The following is a 16065-nucleotide window of genomic DNA, read 5'->3' as shown; positions in this document are numbered from 1 at the left end:
CACCACCACCGTCTCCCCCTCCAACAGGGCCTGCCCCGGCGCGAGCGCCACCAACCCCTCCAGCATCTCCTGGACCACTTCGCGCGGCGCATTGACGAGCTTCTTCACCTTCGACACCTCGGGGAGACGACGGGTGGACCAAGCAGCACACCCACCCTTCCGTCCCCCCTCCACGCCGTCAAGCCACACGACGATTTCGCGACGAATCCCGCTTTCCCATTGACTCGCGACCATTTCTGAAGATGATTCTCATTATCATTAGCCGTCCATAACCCCTCCCGGCAGGCTCGGAGCACATCGCTCCGGGCCCTGGCCGAGCCATGTCTGGCATTGCCGGGCACGGGCCGCGGTGTGTCTGGAATCCAGGTGACTGTCTTGAGTGACGCATCCCCCGCCGCGCGAGAGCGCACGCTGCTGTGGCTCCTGGCGGCCGTGCAGTTCACGCACGTCGTCGACTTCATGATGTTGATGCCGCTGGGCCCCCTGCTGATGCAGCGGATGGAGCTGTCGGCCACGCGGTTCGGCGCGCTGGTGTCCGCGTACACGCTCGCGTCCGCGGCCATGGGTGTGCTGGGGGTGTTCTGGTTGGACCGGCTGGAGCGCAAGCGCACGCTGCTGATGCTCTACGCGGGCTTCATCACCGCGACGCTCCTGTGCGGCGCGGCCACCGGGCCCGTGGGCCTGCTCCTGGCGCGCACCGTGGCCGGCTCCTGCGCGGGCCTGATGGGCGCGGTCGTCATCGCCATCGTCAGCGACGTGGTGCCGGCCGAGCGCCGGGGCCAGGCCATTGGCACCGTGATGACGGCGTACGCGCTGTCCGCCGTCGTGGGCGTGCCGCTGGGCCTGGGGCTCGCGAACCAGTGGGGCTGGCGCTCACCGTTCGTCGTGCTCGCGGCGCTCGCGGGGCTCGTGTGGCTGCTGCTCCTGCGCTTCCTCCCCCGCGTGGACGGACACCTCGCCCGGAGCGCAGCGAATGGCGATGCCAGCGCGCCGTCCAGCGTCTTCACGCCCCGCCTCGCGCTGGGCTGGGGTTTGACCTTCACGGTGGTGTTCGCCAGCTTCCTGCTCATCCCCTACCTGGGCGCCTTCATGGTGGGCAACCTGGGCCTGTCGCTGTCGGACCTGCCCTGGGTGTACCTGGCCGGCGGCGCCGCCACGCTCGTCAGCTCGCGGTGGATTGGCCGGATGGCGGATCGCCTGGGCCCGTCGCGGGTGCTGGCCGGACTGCTCGTCGCCACCATGGCGCCGCACCTGCTCTTCACGCACCTGCCCGTGTCGCCGCTGCCGGTGGTCGCGGCGGTGTTCGTGCTCTTCATGACGCTGACCTCCGGCCGGGCCATCCCCACCATGGCGCTCGTCGCATCCCGGGTGCCGCCCGCGCTGCGGGGGCGCTACCTCGCCGTGAACATGGCCGCCAGCGACGGCGCCTCCGGGCTCGCCGCGTGGATGGGCGCCCTGCTGCTCTCCACCGCGCCCGACGGCGCGCTCATCGGCTTCGGCCCGCTGGGCTGGCTCGCGGTGGCGCTCTCCGCGCTCTCGCTGGGCCTGCTCTGGGTCTTCGACGGCCGCGCCGCGCGGTCGGGCGCCGTGCCCACGCCCTGAATCCCTCTCAACCCACCACCGACAAGGACCCCTCCATGTCCCAGGCCTCGCCCCGTCACCCGTCCCTGCCGCGTCCCATCCAGGGCGCCATCAAGCTGGAGCGCTCGAACCAGCTCCTCGAAGAGGCGCGCAAGCTCGTCCCCGGCGTCACCCAGACGATGATGAAGAAGCCGGACCACTTCGCCCCCGGCGCCTTCCCCGTGTTCCTCACCCGGGGCGACGGCGCGCTGGTGGAGGACGCGGACGGCCAGCAGTACATCGACTACATCGGGGCGCTGGGCGCGAACCTCCTGGGCCACAACCACCCGGCCGTGGCGGAGACCATCCGCAAGCACCTCGCCGAGGGCATCATCCACTCGCTGCCCACGCCGGTGGAGGTCTCCTCCGTGCGGGCCCTGGTGGACATCATCCCGGGCGCGGAGATGGCCCGCTTCTTCAAGACGGGCGCGGATGCCACGTCCGCCGCCGTGCGGCTGGCGCGCCACATCACCGGCCGCGAGAGCATCGTCACCGTGGGCTACAACGGCTGGCACGACCACTTCATGTACGACACGCCGGGCATCCCCGCGGCCGTGGCGAAGCTCACCACCCGCCTGCCCCTCTTCACGCCCCCGGACGAGCCCGCCCTGCTCGCGCACATCAACGCGCACGGCGCCCAGTTGGCCTGCGTCCTGCTGGCCATCCCGTACAACCGCACCATCACCCGCGAGTTCCTCCAGCAGGTGAAGGACACCTGCGCGGCGAACGGCGTCCTCTTCATCCTGGACGAGGTCGTCACCGGCTTCCGGCTGGCCCTGGGCGGCGCGCAGCAGTTCTTCGACATCCAGGCGGACTTCGTCACGCTGTCCAAGGGCATCGCCGCGGGCATGCCCCTGTCCGCCATCGCGGGCCCGGCCAAGCACCTCTCGCGCCTGAGCGAGCTGCAGGTGTCCACGACGTTCGGCGGAGAGATGCTGTCGCTCGCCGTCTGCGAGGCCGTCCTCCACGAGTACAAGAGCACGAACTACATCGAGCACATCGCGTCCCTGGGCCGCCTGCTGCGCGCCGGCGTCAACTCGCACGCGCGGGCCACCGGCTCCTCGCTGGAGGTCATCGGCTACGACGCCGTGCCCTTCTTCCGCTTCAGCAAGGACATCCCCGAGCACATCCAGAAGATGATCCCCTTCCAGGCCGGCATGGCCCGCCGGGGCGTCATCCTGCGCCGCGACCTGAACTTCATCAGCGCCGTGCACACGACGGAGCAGGTGGAGCACACCATCGCCGCCGCCGGTGAGGTGCTGCGCGAGCTGGCCGCGGGCGCCTCCACCGCCAGCGCCGCCTGAAGACGGAACATTTCCAGGCTTGAGCCTTCTTGACAGGAATCCATGACCATGGCACTTCCGGATCCTGATTATGAGAACCGTTCTCATTTTCCAACAGTCGGACCAGGCGAGCGGATGATGGGTGCGACGACAGGACTCGCGGTGGTGACGGGCGCGGCCCAGGGCATTGGCGCGGCCGTCGCGCGCAAGCTGGCGCGCACGATGCCGGTCGCGGTTTTTGATCGGAACGGCGCCGGCCTGGACGTGCTGGTGGCGGAGTTGCGTCAGCAGGGGCTCAAGGCCACCGCGTTCCCGGTGGATGTGCGGGACGTGGATGGCATTGAAGAGGCCGTCACCCAGATTGAAACCGGGCTGGGGCCCATCCAGGTCCTGGCCAACGTGGCCGGCGTGCTGCGGATGGGCGCGGCGCTCACGCTCAGCGACGCGGACTGGATGACGACGTTCGCGGTCAACACCCACGGCGTGTTCCACATGTCGCGCGCGGTGGCGAAGCACATGGTGCCCCGTCGCTCGGGCGCCATCGTCACGGTGGGCTCCAACGCGGCGGGCGTGCCGCGCATGCAGATGGCGGCCTACGCGGCGTCCAAGGCCGCCTCCACCATGTTCACCAAGTGCCTGGGGCTGGAGCTGGCCGAGCACGGCATCCGCTGCAACGTCGTGTCCCCGGGCTCCACCGACACCGCCATGCAGCGGGCGCTGTGGTCGGACGACCAGGGGCCGGAGGCCGTCATCGCCGGCTCGCTGAACACCTACCGCACCGGCATCCCCCTGCGCCGCATCGCCACGCCGGACGACATCGCGGACTCCGTGGTGTTCCTCGCCTCCGAGCAGGCCCGCCACATCACGATGCACGACCTGTGTATCGACGGCGGCGCCACCCTGGGCGTCTGAGCGCCCACCTCCCTTTGCGCCTCCTGACACCGCACCCTTCCCTTCCAGGGCGGGCACCCGTCCCCCTCGAATCCTCCGGAGTTGAGAATGACTACTAATTCCAGAATCGTAATGGACCTGACGCTGGCGTGGGGTGCGTGGTGAGCGCCACGGTCCTGGAGCGGGAGCAGGAGTCGCTGGCGGCGCAGCTGCTGCGCGAGTACGCCGCCGGCTCGTCGTTCTTCTTCGCGTCGCCCAAGCGCACGATGCTGGCGCGGGGCGTGTTCGCGACGGTGCCGCACGAGGGCGGGACGGACTCGATGGCCGGGCTGCCCGCGCGGGTGGCGGCGGTGCTGGATGCGTCGCGCGAGGCGGCGCATGACATCCCGGTGGCGGTGGGCGCGGTGCCCTTCGACGGTCGGGTGGCCGCGCAGCTGGTGGTGCCGCTGACGTTGCAGCGCGCGGGGCCGCTGGTGTTCGACCCGGCCGCTCCCGCGCAGCTTCCCCTGGCGGCGAAGTACACGATGCGCCCCGTGCCGGAGCCGGCCGCGTACCTGGACGGCGTCGCGGCGGCGCTGAAGCTCATGCAGGAGGGGCCGCTGCGCAAGGTGGTGCTGTCGCGCTCGCTGCACCTGGACACGGCGACGCCCATCGACCTGCGGCAGCTGCTGCACAACCTGGCCCGGCGCAACCCGCACGGCTACACGTTCGCGGTGGACCTGCCGCCGGGCTCCGAGCCGGGCTCCGGCGCGGGCACGGGCCGGCGGACGCTCATCGGCGCGAGCCCGGAGCTGCTGGTGTCGCGCTCCGGGTTGCAGGTCATCGCCAATCCGCTCGCGGGCTCCGCGGCGCGCAGCCCGGATCCGGTGGAGGACCAGGCGCGCGCGGCCCGGCTGAGTACGTCGCCCAAGGATCTGCACGAGCACGCGGTCGTCATCGACGCGGTGGCCGAAGCGCTGCGCCCCTTCTGCAAGACGCTGGACGTACCCCGAGGCCCGTCGCTCGTGAGCACGCAGACGATGTGGCACCTCTCCAGCCGCATCCAGGGCGAGCTGAAGGATCCGTCCATCACGTCGCTGACGCTGGCGCTCGCGATGCACCCGACGCCCGCGGTGTGCGGCCACCCCACGGAGCTGGCGCACGAGGCCATTGGCCACATCGAACCGTTCCAGCGCGGCTACTACACGGGCACGGTGGGCTGGTGCGACGCGAACGGTGACGGGCAGTGGGCCGTCACCATCCGCTGCGCGGAGGCGGACGAGCACACGCTGCGGCTGTTCGCGGGCGCGGGCATCGTCGTGGGCTCCACGCCGGAGTCCGAGCTGGCGGAGACGGAGGCGAAGTTCCGCACCATGCTCCAGGCCATGGGCCTGGGCGCCGGGGTGCAGCCGTGAGCACGGCCCGGGAACACCTGCCGGGCTGCCCCCCCTGGCCCGACGACTTCGCCCGGCGCTACCGCGAGGCCGGCTACTGGCGGGGAGAGACATTCGGTCAGCTGCTGCGCGACCGCGCCCGGGACTTCGGGATGCACCTGGCGCTGGTGGCGGGCACGCACCGGTGGACGTACGCGGAGCTGGACGCGCGCGTGGACCGGATGGCGGCGGGCTTCCACGCGCTGGGCCTTCGCGCACGCGACCGCGTGGTGGTGCAGCTGCCCAACGTCGCGGAGTTCTACGAGGTCGTCTTCGCCCTCTTCCGCCTGGGCGCGCTGCCGGTGTTCGCCCTGCCCGCGCACCGCGCGTCGGAGATCGGCTACTTCTGCGCCTTCACCGAGGCGGTGGCGTACGTCATCCCGGACCGCTTCGGCGGCTTCGACTACCGCGGGCTCGCGGAGCAGGTGAAGGCCGCCACGCCCACGCTGAAACACGTGCTCGTCCTGGGCGACGCGGGGCCGCACACCGCGCTCGCGTCCGTGCCCACGGAGCCCGTGGCGCTGGAAGGCCCCGCCCCTTCGGACGTGGCGTTCTTCCAGTTGTCGGGCGGCAGCACCGGCGTGCCCAAGCTGATCCCGCGCACGCACGACGACTACCTCTACAGCGTGCGGGCCAGCGTGGACGTGTGCCGGTTCGACCGCGACACGGTGTACCTGTGCGCGCTGCCGGCGGCGCACAACTTCCCGCTCAGCTCGCCCGGCGTGCTGGGCACCTTCTACGCCGGGGGCACGGCGGTGATGGCGCTCCACCCGAGCCCCGACGTGGCCTTCCCGCTCATCGAGCGCGAGCGCGTCACCGTCACCGCGCTCGTGCCTCCGCTGACCATGGTGTGGCTGGACTCCGCGCAGGCGAAGCGGCACGACCTGTCCAGCCTCAAGGTGTTGCAGGTGGGCGGAGCGCGACTGAGCGACGAGGCCGCCGCGCGCGTGCGCCCCACGCTGGGCTGCGCGCTCCAACAGGTCTTCGGCATGGCCGAGGGCCTGGTGAACTACACGCGGCTGGATGACCCGGAGCAGCTCATCGTCACCACGCAGGGCCGCCCGATGTCGGACGCGGATGAGCTGCGCGTGGTGGACGACGACGACGTGCCGGTGGCGCCCGGTGAGACGGGCCACCTGCTCACGCGCGGGCCGTACACCATCCGCGGCTACTACAACGCGGAGGCGCACAACGCGCGGTCCTTCACGTCCGACGGCTTCTACCGCACCGGCGACCTGGTGCGCCTGACGCCCGAGGGCTACCTCGTGGTGGAAGGCCGCGCGAAGGATCAGATCAACCGGGGCGGCGACAAGGTCGCGGCCGAGGAGGTGGAGAACCACCTGCTCGCGCACCCCTCGGTGAGCGACGCCGCGGTGGTGGCCATCCCCGACAAGTTCCTGGGCGAGCGCACCTGCGCCGTCGTCATCCCGCGCGGCGAGGCTCCGGCCGCGTCGGCGCTCAACGCGTTCCTGCGCCAGCGCGGGCTGGCGGCCTTCAAGATCCCGGACCGCATCGAGTTCGTCGCGTCCTTCCCCCAGACAGGCGTGGGCAAGGTCAGCAAGAAGGCCCTGCGCGACAGCCTCCGCCAGTCCCTCTCCACCCCCTCTCCCTGAACCTGGAGTCATCCATGGCCCTGCCTGCCATCGCCCCCTATTCCATGCCCGGCGCGGAGGACCTGCCCCGGAACAAGGTGTCCTGGACGCCGGACCCGAAGCGCGCGGCCCTGCTCATCCACGACATGCAGCGCTACTTCGTGGACGCCTTCACGCCCGGGCAGCCCCCCGTGACAGAGCTGGTCGCCAACATCCAGCGCCTGCGCGCGCACTGCGCGAAGCTGGGCATCCCCGTCGTGTACTCCGCCCAGCCGGAGGGCCAGACGCCGGAGCAGCGCGGCCTGCTGCTGGACTTCTGGGGCGCCGGTGTCCGGGGCGGCCCGGAGGAGAAGCAGAAGATCATCGACGCGCTCACCCCATCCGAGGGCGACCTCTTCCTCACCAAGTGGCGCTACAGCGCGTTCCGCCGCACGGGCTTGATGGAGGCGCTGGCCGCGCAGGGGCGGGATCAGCTCATCATCTGCGGCATCTACGCGCACATCGGCTGTCTGCAGACGGCGAGCGACGGCTTCATGAGCGAGGTGCGCCCCTTCCTCGTCGCGGACGCGGTGGCGGACTTCTCCCTGGAGAAACACCGGCTGGCGCTCGACTACGCGTCGCAGCTCTGCGCGGTCGTCACCTCCACGCAGCAGATCATCGACGCCCTGCCCCTGGCGGAGTCCACGCCCGCGGTGAGCCGCGAGCAGCTCCGCGCGGACGTGGCGGAGCTGCTGATGGAGTCCGCGACGGCGATTGGCGAGGACGAAAACCTGCTCGAGCGCGGCATGGACTCCATCCGCCTGATGAGCCTGGTGGAGCGCTGGCGGCAGCACGGCACCGAGGTGTCCTTCGTGGAGCTGGCGGAGAAGCCGACGCTCACCGACTGGTACTCGCTGCTCGCCGCGAAGCAGCCTGTCGAGCCTGGCGCGCCCGGCGCGCGCGCGTCGTAACCCGCATCCCCCTTCCCCCTCGGAGTTCCGCGTCATGCACGAGTCACAGGACGAGAGCCGCCCGCTGTCCGCGGCCCAGCACGGCATCTGGGTGGGGCAACAGCTGGACCTCCAGAGCCCGGTGTACAACGCCGGGGAGTGCATCGAATTCCATGGCGCGGTGGACCCGGAGCGCTTCGAGGCCGCCCTGCGCCTCGCGGTGGCGGAAGCCGACGCCCTGCACTCGCGCTTCGTGACGGGCCCGGACAAAGACGGCCCGCGACAGCTCATCCATGCGGGCATGGACTGGACGCTCCAGCGCGTGGACCTGGGCGCGGAGGCGGATCCGTGGGCCGCCGCACGCGAGTGGATGTGGCGCGACCTGGGCCGCACGGTGGACCTGGCGAAGGGGCCGCTGTTCTCCCAGGCCCTGCTCACGGTGGGGCCGCAGCGCTCCTTCTGGTTCCAGCGCATCCACCACATCGCCATGGACGGCTACGGCTTCTCGCTGCTCGCGCGGCGGGTGGCGGAGCTCTACACCTCGAAGGCCGCGGGCAAGGTGGCGCCCACGGGCTTCAACCGGCTGGCCCCCGTGCTGGACGAGGACGTGGCGTACCGGAACAGTCCCCAGTGGAAGGCGGACCGCGACTTCTGGGTGGCGCGCATGGAGGACGCCCCCGCGCCCGCGCTGCTCGCGGAGGCGGCGCCCATGTCCTCGCGCTTCCTCCGGCGCTCGGAGCCGCTGTCCGTCGAGCTGATGGTGGCCCTTCAGGCCGGCGCGAAGAACGCGGGCGTGAGCTGGTCCGACCTGGTGCTGGCCGTGACGGCCATCTACCTGCATCAGCGGACGGGCGCGGCGGAAGTGGTGCTGGGCCTGCCGGTGATGGGACGGCTGGGGTCGGCGGCGCTGCGGGTGCCGTGCATGGCGATGAACATCGTGCCGCTGCGCATCGCTCTGCGTCCGGACGCGGGGCTGTACGCGCTGGCCCGCGACGTGGCGGCGGAGATGAAGGCCGCGCGCCCGCACCTGCGCTATCGCTACGAGCAGCTCCGGCGCGACCTGCGCCTGGTGGGCGGACAGCGCAAGCTCTTCGGCCCCGTCGTCAACATCATGCCGTTCGACTACGCCCTGGACTTCGCGGGCGTGTCGGGCACGGCGCACAACATCTCCGCCGGTCCCGTGGAGGACCTGTCGTTCGGCTTCCATGCGCGCTCGGGCGGGAAGGGCCTGCGGCTCGACCTGGACGCGAACCCCGCCTGCTACACGGAGGAGTCGCTGGCCCTGCACCAGCGGGGCTTCCTCCAGCTCCTGGAGTCGCTGCTGCTCGCGCCCGACTTCCCCGTGCGGCGAGCGCCGCCGGTCGGGAGCGCCAGCGCGGTCGCGGGTCCGGGGGCTTCGGTGCTCGACAGCGGGCCGGTGCCGGCCGTGCGGCCGGTGCTGGAGTTGCTGAAGGCGCGGGCCGAGGAGCGGCCCGGGGCCGTGGCGTTGGCGCACGGCCCGTGGCGGATGACCTACCGCGAGCTGGTGGCAGAGGCACAGTCCCTGGCGCTCCGGCTGACGGACGCGGGCGTGCGGCCGGACTCGGTGGTGGCGGTGAAGATCCCCCGGGGCACCGACGCCATCGTCGCGAGCCTGGGCGTCCTGTTCGCGGGCGCGGGCTACCTGCCCATTGACCCAGCAGGCCCCGCCACGCGCAACGCGGCCATCCTGGAGGACGCGCGGCCTTCCGTAATGGTGGTGTCCGACCGCCCGACGCCCGACGCGGATCCGACCGCACCGGGGCGCCTCGTCGTCAGCCAGCTCCGTCCGCACGAAGACACGGCACCGTCCGCGCCCGCCACCGACGGAGAGGCCCGGCTCGCCTACGTCATCTACACCTCCGGCTCCACCGGGCAGCCCAACGGCGTGCAGATTGAACGTGGCGCCCTGGCCCACTTCGTCGCGGGCGCGACGCAGCGCTACGGCGTCGGTCCCGGGGACCGGGTGCTCCAGTTCGCCCCGCTCCACTTCGATGCGAGCGTCGAGGAGATCTTCGTCACGCTGTGCGCGGGCGGGCGGCTGGTGCTGCGCACGGACGAGATGCTCCAGTCCGTGCCGCGCCTGATGGACGCCTGCGCCGAGCACGGCATCACGCTGCTCGACCTGCCCACGGCCTTCTGGCACGAGCTGGCCTACAGCCTGTCCACCGGCGCCGCCCGCCTGCCGGACTCCCTGCGCACGGTCATCATCGGCGGAGAGGCGGCCCTGCCGGAGCGCATCGCGCGGTGGAAGGACGTCGCGGGCGACCGGGTGCACCTGCTCAACACCTACGGTCCCACCGAGGCGACCGTGGTGGCCACCGTCGCCACCCTCGCGGGCCCCGATGCGCTCCCCTCCGGTGACGAGGTCCCCATCGGCCGTCCCCTCCCGGGCGTGGTCGCGGCGGTCCTCACCCCGCAAGGGCGGCTGGCGGCACCGGGCGCGGAGGGAGAGCTGTTCCTGATGGGCGGCGCGCTCGCCCGGGGCTACCTGGGACGCCCTGCGTTGGACACCGCGCGCTTCACCCGGCTGGGGTTCCTGGAAGGACAGCCGCGCGCCTACCGCACCGGCGACAAGGTGCGCGTGCGCGAGGACGGCCAGCTCATCTTCGTGGGCCGGGTGGATGACGAGTTCAAGATCAGCGGCCACCGCATCGACCCGGGCGAAGTTGAAACCGTGTTGCTACGGTATCCGGGTGTCCGCGAGGCCGCGGTGGTGGGACAGGTGCTGCCGGGTGGCTCGCGCCGGCTGTGCGCGCACCTGGTGGCGTCGCCCGAGCCCACGCCCGCGGAGCTGCGCAAGCACCTGCTGGCCGCGCTGCCCGCGCCCATGGTGCCCGGCGCCTTCGCCTACGTGGACCGGCTGCCGCGCACGCCCACGGGGAAGATCGACCGCAATGTGCTGAAGAACGCCCTGCCTCCGGACGAGGCCGCCGCGCTGAGCGCCACCGCGACGCCGCTGGAGCGCACGGTGCTGGAGGTGTGGGAGCAGGTGCTGGGCCGCGCCGCCTCGTCGCTCCAGGACGACTTCTTCGAGCTGGGGGGCCAGTCCCTCCAGAGCATCCAGGTGGCCAACCGGCTGGGCATCGCGGTGGGCCGCGAGGTGCCCGTGGCCACCGTCTTCCGTCACCCCACCGTGTCGGGCCTCGCGCAGGCGCTCGAGCGTGGGAGCGCGGAGGGTTCGGAGCCCGGAGGCCTCACCGCCGCGATGCTCGCGGACGCGGAGCTGGGCCAGGACATCGTCCCCGCCACCACGGGCGAGGCCTGGGCGCGCGAGGCTTCGCGCCTTGGCACCGGCGTCCGCCAGGTCCTGCTCACGGGGGCCACCGGCTTCGTCGGCGCGCACCTGCTCCACCAGCTCCTGGAGCAGACGGACGCACGCATCATCTGCACGGTGCGCGCGAAGGGTGAGGCGACCGCGATGGAGCGCCTGCGGATGGCGCTGGTGGGCCAGCAGCTTCCGACGAAGGGGCTGGAGGCACGGGTGCTCGCGTTGCCGGCGGACCTGGCCCAGCCCCTGTTGGGTCTGGACGCCGCGCGCTTCCACGGGCTGGCCGCGGAGTGCGACGCCGTCATCCACAACGCCGCCGTGGTGAGCGTGGTGCGCGAGTACGGCAGCCTCCAGGGCGTCAACGTGCGGGGCACGCGCGAGCTGCTCAAGCTGGCCGCGGCCGTGCGGCCCAAGCCCTTCCACTACGTGTCCACGCTGGCGGTGGCGCCCCAGGCGAACCTCTCCCCGGACGTGCCGGAGTCCTTCGTCCCCGCGCACCCCGGCCTGCGCGACGGCTATCAGCAGAGCAAGTGGATCGCGGAGCGGCTGGTGCAGCAGGCGTCGGAGCGCGGCCTGCCCGCGACGGTGTACCGCCTGGGCCGCGTGGTGGGTGCGCCCGATACCGGGCTCGTCAACACGCAGGACCTGGTGTGGCGCATCGTGCAGGCGGGGCTCCCCGTGCGCACCCTGCCGATGCTCGACGTCGGCGAGGTGTGGACGCCGGTGGACTTCGTGGCGCGCGCCATCGTGCAGCTGACCCGACGGCCGCATCCGGGCGCGGTGTTCAACGTCACGCCCACGGCGGAGGTCCGCCTGTCCGAGCTGTTCGGTTGGGTGCGCGACTACGGCTACCCGCTGGAGCTCTGCCCCGTCCCCGAGTGGCGCGAGCGGGTGGCCCGGGGCACGGGCGGCCATGACGCGACGCTCGCCTTCTTTGATTTGCGCGGCGGTGACTCCGCACCGGCCTTCGGGCTGGGGCCCATCCGCTGCGAACGGCTCCTGGCCGCGCTGGAGGGCACGGGTGTCTCCTGCCCTCCCACCGACCGGAAGCTCCTCCACCGCTACCTCGACTTCTGCGTCGCGCAGGGAATCCTGCCGCCGCGAGAAACGGCGCCTCCGTCATGAACACCCCCTGGTCTCCCTCCTCCTGGCGCTCGAAGCCGGTGCGCTACCTGCCTGATGACTACCCCGACCTCGCGGCCCTCACGCGCGTGGAGGCGGAGCTCGCGAAGCTGCCGCCCCTGGTCACCGCAGCGGAGACGCGCCGGCTGCGCGACGCCCTGGGACAGGTCGCCCAGGGCAAGGCGTTCCTGCTCCAGGGCGGGGACTGCGCGGAGAGCTTCAAGGAGTTCGCCGCCGACAATGTCCGCAGCACCTTCCAGCTCCTGTTGCAGATGGCCGGCGTGCTGACGTTCGCGGGCGGCTGCCCGGTGGTGAAGGTGGGCCGCATCGCGGGCCAGTTCGCCAAGCCGCGCTCCAACGCCACGGAGACCGTGGACGGCGTCACGCTGCCCAGCTACCGCGGCGACATCATCAACGGCATGGACTTCAACGCCCGCGAGCGCACGCCGGATCCGCAGCGCCTGCTGCGCGCCTACCACCAGTCCGCGGAGACGCTGCAACTGGTGCGCGCCCTGGCCCGGGAAGGCTACGCGGACCTGGCCCAGCTCCTGGGGCACCGGCCGGAGACCGAAGGCGCCGTGCGTCCGGTGGACTTCTTCACCAGCCACGAGGCCCTGCTGCTCAACGTCGAACAGGCGATGACCCGCGTCGATGAGGCGACGGGCGACTGGTACGACACGTCCGCGCACATGCTCTGGATTGGCGAGCGCACGCGCCAGCTGGAAGGCGGCCACGTGGAGTTCATGCGCGGCATCCAGAACCCCATCGGCCTGAAGTGCGGCCCCACGATGGAGGCGGACGACCTGGTGCGCCTCATCGACACGCTCAACCCGCAGGGCATCCCCGGCAAGCTCACGCTCATCGGGCGCTTCGGTTCGGACCAGGTCGCGGAGTGCCTGCCCCGCCTGATGGCCGCCACCCGGCGCCACGGCAGCCCCGTGGTGTGGTCCATCGACCCGATGCACGGCAACACGCACAAGGCCACCAACGGCTACAAGACGCGCTCGGTGGCGCGGATCCTCGCGGAGGTCATGGCCTTCCTCCAGATCGCCGCCGCCGAAGGCGTCCACCCCGGGGGCCTCCACCTGGAGATGACGGGCCAGGACGTCACCGAGTGCCTGGGCGGCCCGCTGGACGTGTCCGAGGACGACCTGTCCAGCCGCTACCACACCCACTGCGACCCCCGCCTCAACGCGACCCAGGCCCTCCAGCTCGCCTTCCGCGTCGCGGATGGCCTCCACACTGTTCGCGCCCCGCAGGCCCACGCAGCCTGATCCACCGTGCAGTCTTGACAGTCCTGACTCGGAGCCGCTAAACGTCGCGCCGTTGAAAATGATAACCATTTTCATAATCGCGAATGAGACGAAGCGGCGGTGGCGGTGGCGGGCCCGCGCGCGCATGGCGCTGCTCGCCGGCCTGTGCGTCGGTGGGCTGGCGCATGCGGGGGCGATGCAGGAGCCCGGGGTCGGTGAGGCTCCGAGCGCGGACCCCGTTGCGCAGGCGGCGCCTGTCATCGAAGCGCCGAAGCTGATCCAGCGCGTCGAGGCGACCTACCCCGCCGAGGCCATGCAGGCGCGGCTGGAAGCGAACGTGCGCCTGCGGCTGAAGGTGGACGCCCAGGGCCAGGTCACCCAGGCCGAGGTGTTGGAGCCGGTGGGTCACGGCTTCGACGAGGCCGCGCGCACGGCCGCGCTCCAGTTCCGCTTCGAGCCCGGCAAGCGCGACGGCGTCGTAAAGCCCTTCCGCGTCCTCTACACCTACGCCTTCCGGCTCCCGGAAGTCGCCGCGCCGCCCAGCCCGGTCGCGGAGCAACCTCCGGAGCCGCCCTCCACCGCACCAAACGTGGGCGGCGATGAGAACGTCATCGAGATCACCGTCGTCGGTGAATCCGCCGCCGAGCGCCTCCGCCAGTCCGCGGAGGCGGTGCAGGTCGTGGAGATGGAGCAGGCCGGCTTCGAGACCGCCGACCTGGGCAAGGCGCTGGCGCGCACCGAGGGCGTGGACGTGCGCCGGGCCGGTGGATTGGGCAGCAACACGCGCATCTCGCTGGCGGGCCTGTCGGACGACCAGGTGCGCTTCTTCATCGACGGCATCCCGCTGGAGCTCGCGGGCTACGGGCCGGGGCTCGCCAACGTGCCGGTGAACCTGGTGCAGCAGATGGAGGTCTACCAGGGCGTGGTGCCCATCCGCTTCAGCGCGGACGTGCTGGGCGGCGCCGTGCAGCTCGTCACCGACCAGGACGTGGACGGCTCTGGGGGCGCGGCGTCCTACGAGCTGGGCTCCTTCGACACGCACCGCCTCACCGCGAGCGGCCACCACCTCCAGGAGTCCACCGGCCTGCTGGTGCGTGCGCACGGCTTCTACGACAACGCGCGCAACGACTACCCCGTGGACGTGGAGGTCGCGAACGACGTGGGCAAGCTGGTGCCCGCGCGACTGCCCCGCTTCCACGATGGCTACCAGGCCGGCGGCGCGAGCCTGGAGGTGGGGTACGTGAACCGGCCGTGGGCCCAGCGCCTGCTGGTGCGCGCCTTCGTCAACGCGTCCGACCGGGACATCCAGCACAACACGTCCATGTCCCAGGTCTACGGCGACGTGACGGGCGCGGAGGGCTCCGCTGGCACCACGCTGCGCTACGCGCAGACCTTCAGCCAGGGCCTCACCGTGGACACCGTGGGCGGCTACACGTTCCGCCGCAGCCGCTTCCTGGATGTGAGCACGTGCCGCTACGACTGGTACGGCCGCTGCTTCTTCACCCTGCCCACCGGGGGCGAAATGGAGTCCCGGGCGGTGGAGCGCTACGTCAACCAGCACACCGGCTTCGCGCGCTTCAACGCGAGCTGGATTCCAGGCGGCGCTCACGTCCTGCGGCTCGCGGTGGCGCCCACCTTCGTCGTGCGCACGGGCGAGGACCGCCAGCTCCAGGCCCTTGAGCAGACGGATCCGCTCTCCGCGGCGCGCAACGTGGGCTCGCTCGTGACGGGGCTGGAGTACCAGTACGACGCCTTCGAGGGCCGGCTGCAGAACGTCGCCTTCGCCAAGGACTACCTGCAGTACACGAGCGCGAAGAAGCTGCTCGCGAGCAATGAGTTCCTGGACCTGAGCCGGACCCCGCACGAGGTGGGCATCGGCGACAGCCTGCGCCTGCGCCTCTCGCCCGCCCTCACCGCGAAGGCGTCCTACGAGTGGGCCACGCGCCTGCCACGTCCGGACGAGCTCTTCGGCGACGGCCTGCTCATCGAGGACAACCTGGAGCTGGTCCCCGAGACCAGTCACAACTTCAACCTGGGCCTGGGCGTCTCCTTGCTGCCCGGCCGCTTCGGCTCCTTCCGCGCCAACGCGGGCGGCTTCGCGCGCCTGGCGGATCAGCTCATCACGCTCATCCCGCAGGGGAGCTTCTCCCTCTACCAGAACGTCTACGGCGCGCGCTCGCTGGGCGTCGTCGGCGCCGCGGGCTGGACGTCCCCCGGCCAGCTGCTGTCGCTGGACGGCAATGCCACCTGGCAGGACGTGCGCAACGTGTCCAGCGAGGGCACCTTTGGCGACTTCAAGGGACAGCGCGTCCCCAACCGCCCCTCCCTGCTGGCCAACGCCAGCGCGCAGGTGAAGGTGGCCGACCTGCTGCGCGCCCAGGACGAACTGTTGGTGACGCTGCGCTCCCGCTACGTGCACGAGTTCTTCCGTGCCTGGGGAGGCGTGGGCGCCGAGGAGACCAAGCGGCGCATCCCGTCCCAGCTCACGCACTCGGTGGCGCTCACCTACGTGATGCGCGACACGCCCACGAAGCTGAGCTGGACGCTGGATCTGCAGAACCTCACCAACGCGCGGACCTTCGACTTCTACGGCGTCCAACGCCCCGGCCGCAGCCTCGCCGCCAAGTTCACGCTGGAGCGCTGAACACCGCCTCCCGCCTTCGCACGCAGCCCC

9 protein-coding genes are annotated in these 16065 nt (G+C 71.6%); all 9 read left to right on the top strand.

The genetic code is table 11. The features are described from left to right. Positions 1-366 precede the first annotated feature (366 nt). Positions 367-1602, top strand: coding sequence for a myxochelin export MFS transporter MxcK (gene mxcK, locus D7X12_RS28160; RefSeq protein ID WP_244224829.1), 1236 nt, complete (start codon positions 367-369; stop codon positions 1600-1602). Between the two features lie 35 nt (positions 1603-1637). Continuing rightward, positions 1638-2924 (top strand): myxochelin B biosynthesis transaminase MxcL, encoded by a 1287-nt coding sequence (gene mxcL, locus D7X12_RS28155; protein ID WP_120628356.1) that lies wholly within the window; start codon positions 1638-1640, stop codon positions 2922-2924. A gap of 117 nt (positions 2925-3041) precedes the next feature. After that, positions 3042-3815 carry a 2,3-dihydro-2,3-dihydroxybenzoate dehydrogenase gene (locus tag D7X12_RS28150; protein ID WP_120628358.1) on the top strand — a complete coding sequence of 258 codons (774 nt, stop codon included), beginning with the start codon at positions 3042-3044 and terminating at the stop codon, positions 3813-3815. Between the two features lie 140 nt (positions 3816-3955). Further along, a complete protein-coding gene (gene dhbC / locus D7X12_RS28145; protein WP_208719334.1) occupies positions 3956-5188 on the top strand; it encodes an isochorismate synthase DhbC in 1233 nt (410 codons plus the stop codon). Beyond that, a complete protein-coding gene (locus D7X12_RS28140; RefSeq protein WP_120628354.1) occupies positions 5185-6819 on the top strand; it encodes a (2,3-dihydroxybenzoyl)adenylate synthase in 1635 nt (544 codons plus the stop codon). The genes dhbC and D7X12_RS28140 overlap by 4 nt, the downstream gene beginning before the upstream one ends. Positions 6820-6833: 14 nt before the next feature. After that, positions 6834-7748, top strand: coding sequence for an isochorismatase family protein (locus D7X12_RS28135; RefSeq protein ID WP_120628353.1), 915 nt, complete (start codon positions 6834-6836; stop codon positions 7746-7748). A 34-nt stretch (positions 7749-7782) separates the two neighbouring features. Continuing rightward, a complete protein-coding gene (gene mxcG / locus D7X12_RS28130; protein WP_120628352.1) occupies positions 7783-12141 on the top strand; it encodes a myxochelin non-ribosomal peptide synthetase MxcG in 4359 nt (1452 codons plus the stop codon). Next, the gene (locus D7X12_RS28125; RefSeq protein ID WP_120628351.1) at positions 12138-13412 is read left to right on the top strand and encodes a 3-deoxy-7-phosphoheptulonate synthase class II; all 1275 of its coding nucleotides are present in this window, start codon (positions 12138-12140) and stop codon (positions 13410-13412) included. The genes mxcG and D7X12_RS28125 overlap by 4 nt, the downstream gene beginning before the upstream one ends. Before the next feature lie 124 nt (positions 13413-13536). Further along, on the top strand, positions 13537-16035 hold the full coding sequence (gene mxcH / locus D7X12_RS28120; RefSeq protein ID WP_244224828.1) for a TonB-dependent siderophore myxochelin receptor MxcH: 2499 nt from the start codon (positions 13537-13539) through the stop codon (positions 16033-16035). Positions 16036-16065 lie beyond the last annotated feature (30 nt).

The organism is Corallococcus sicarius (assembly GCF_003611735.1).
In the GTDB taxonomy this organism is placed as follows: Bacteria; Myxococcota; Myxococcia; order Myxococcales; family Myxococcaceae; genus Corallococcus; species Corallococcus sicarius.
Note: the sequence above shows the minus strand (reverse complement) of the source record. Positions and strands in the feature narration are given on the sequence as shown.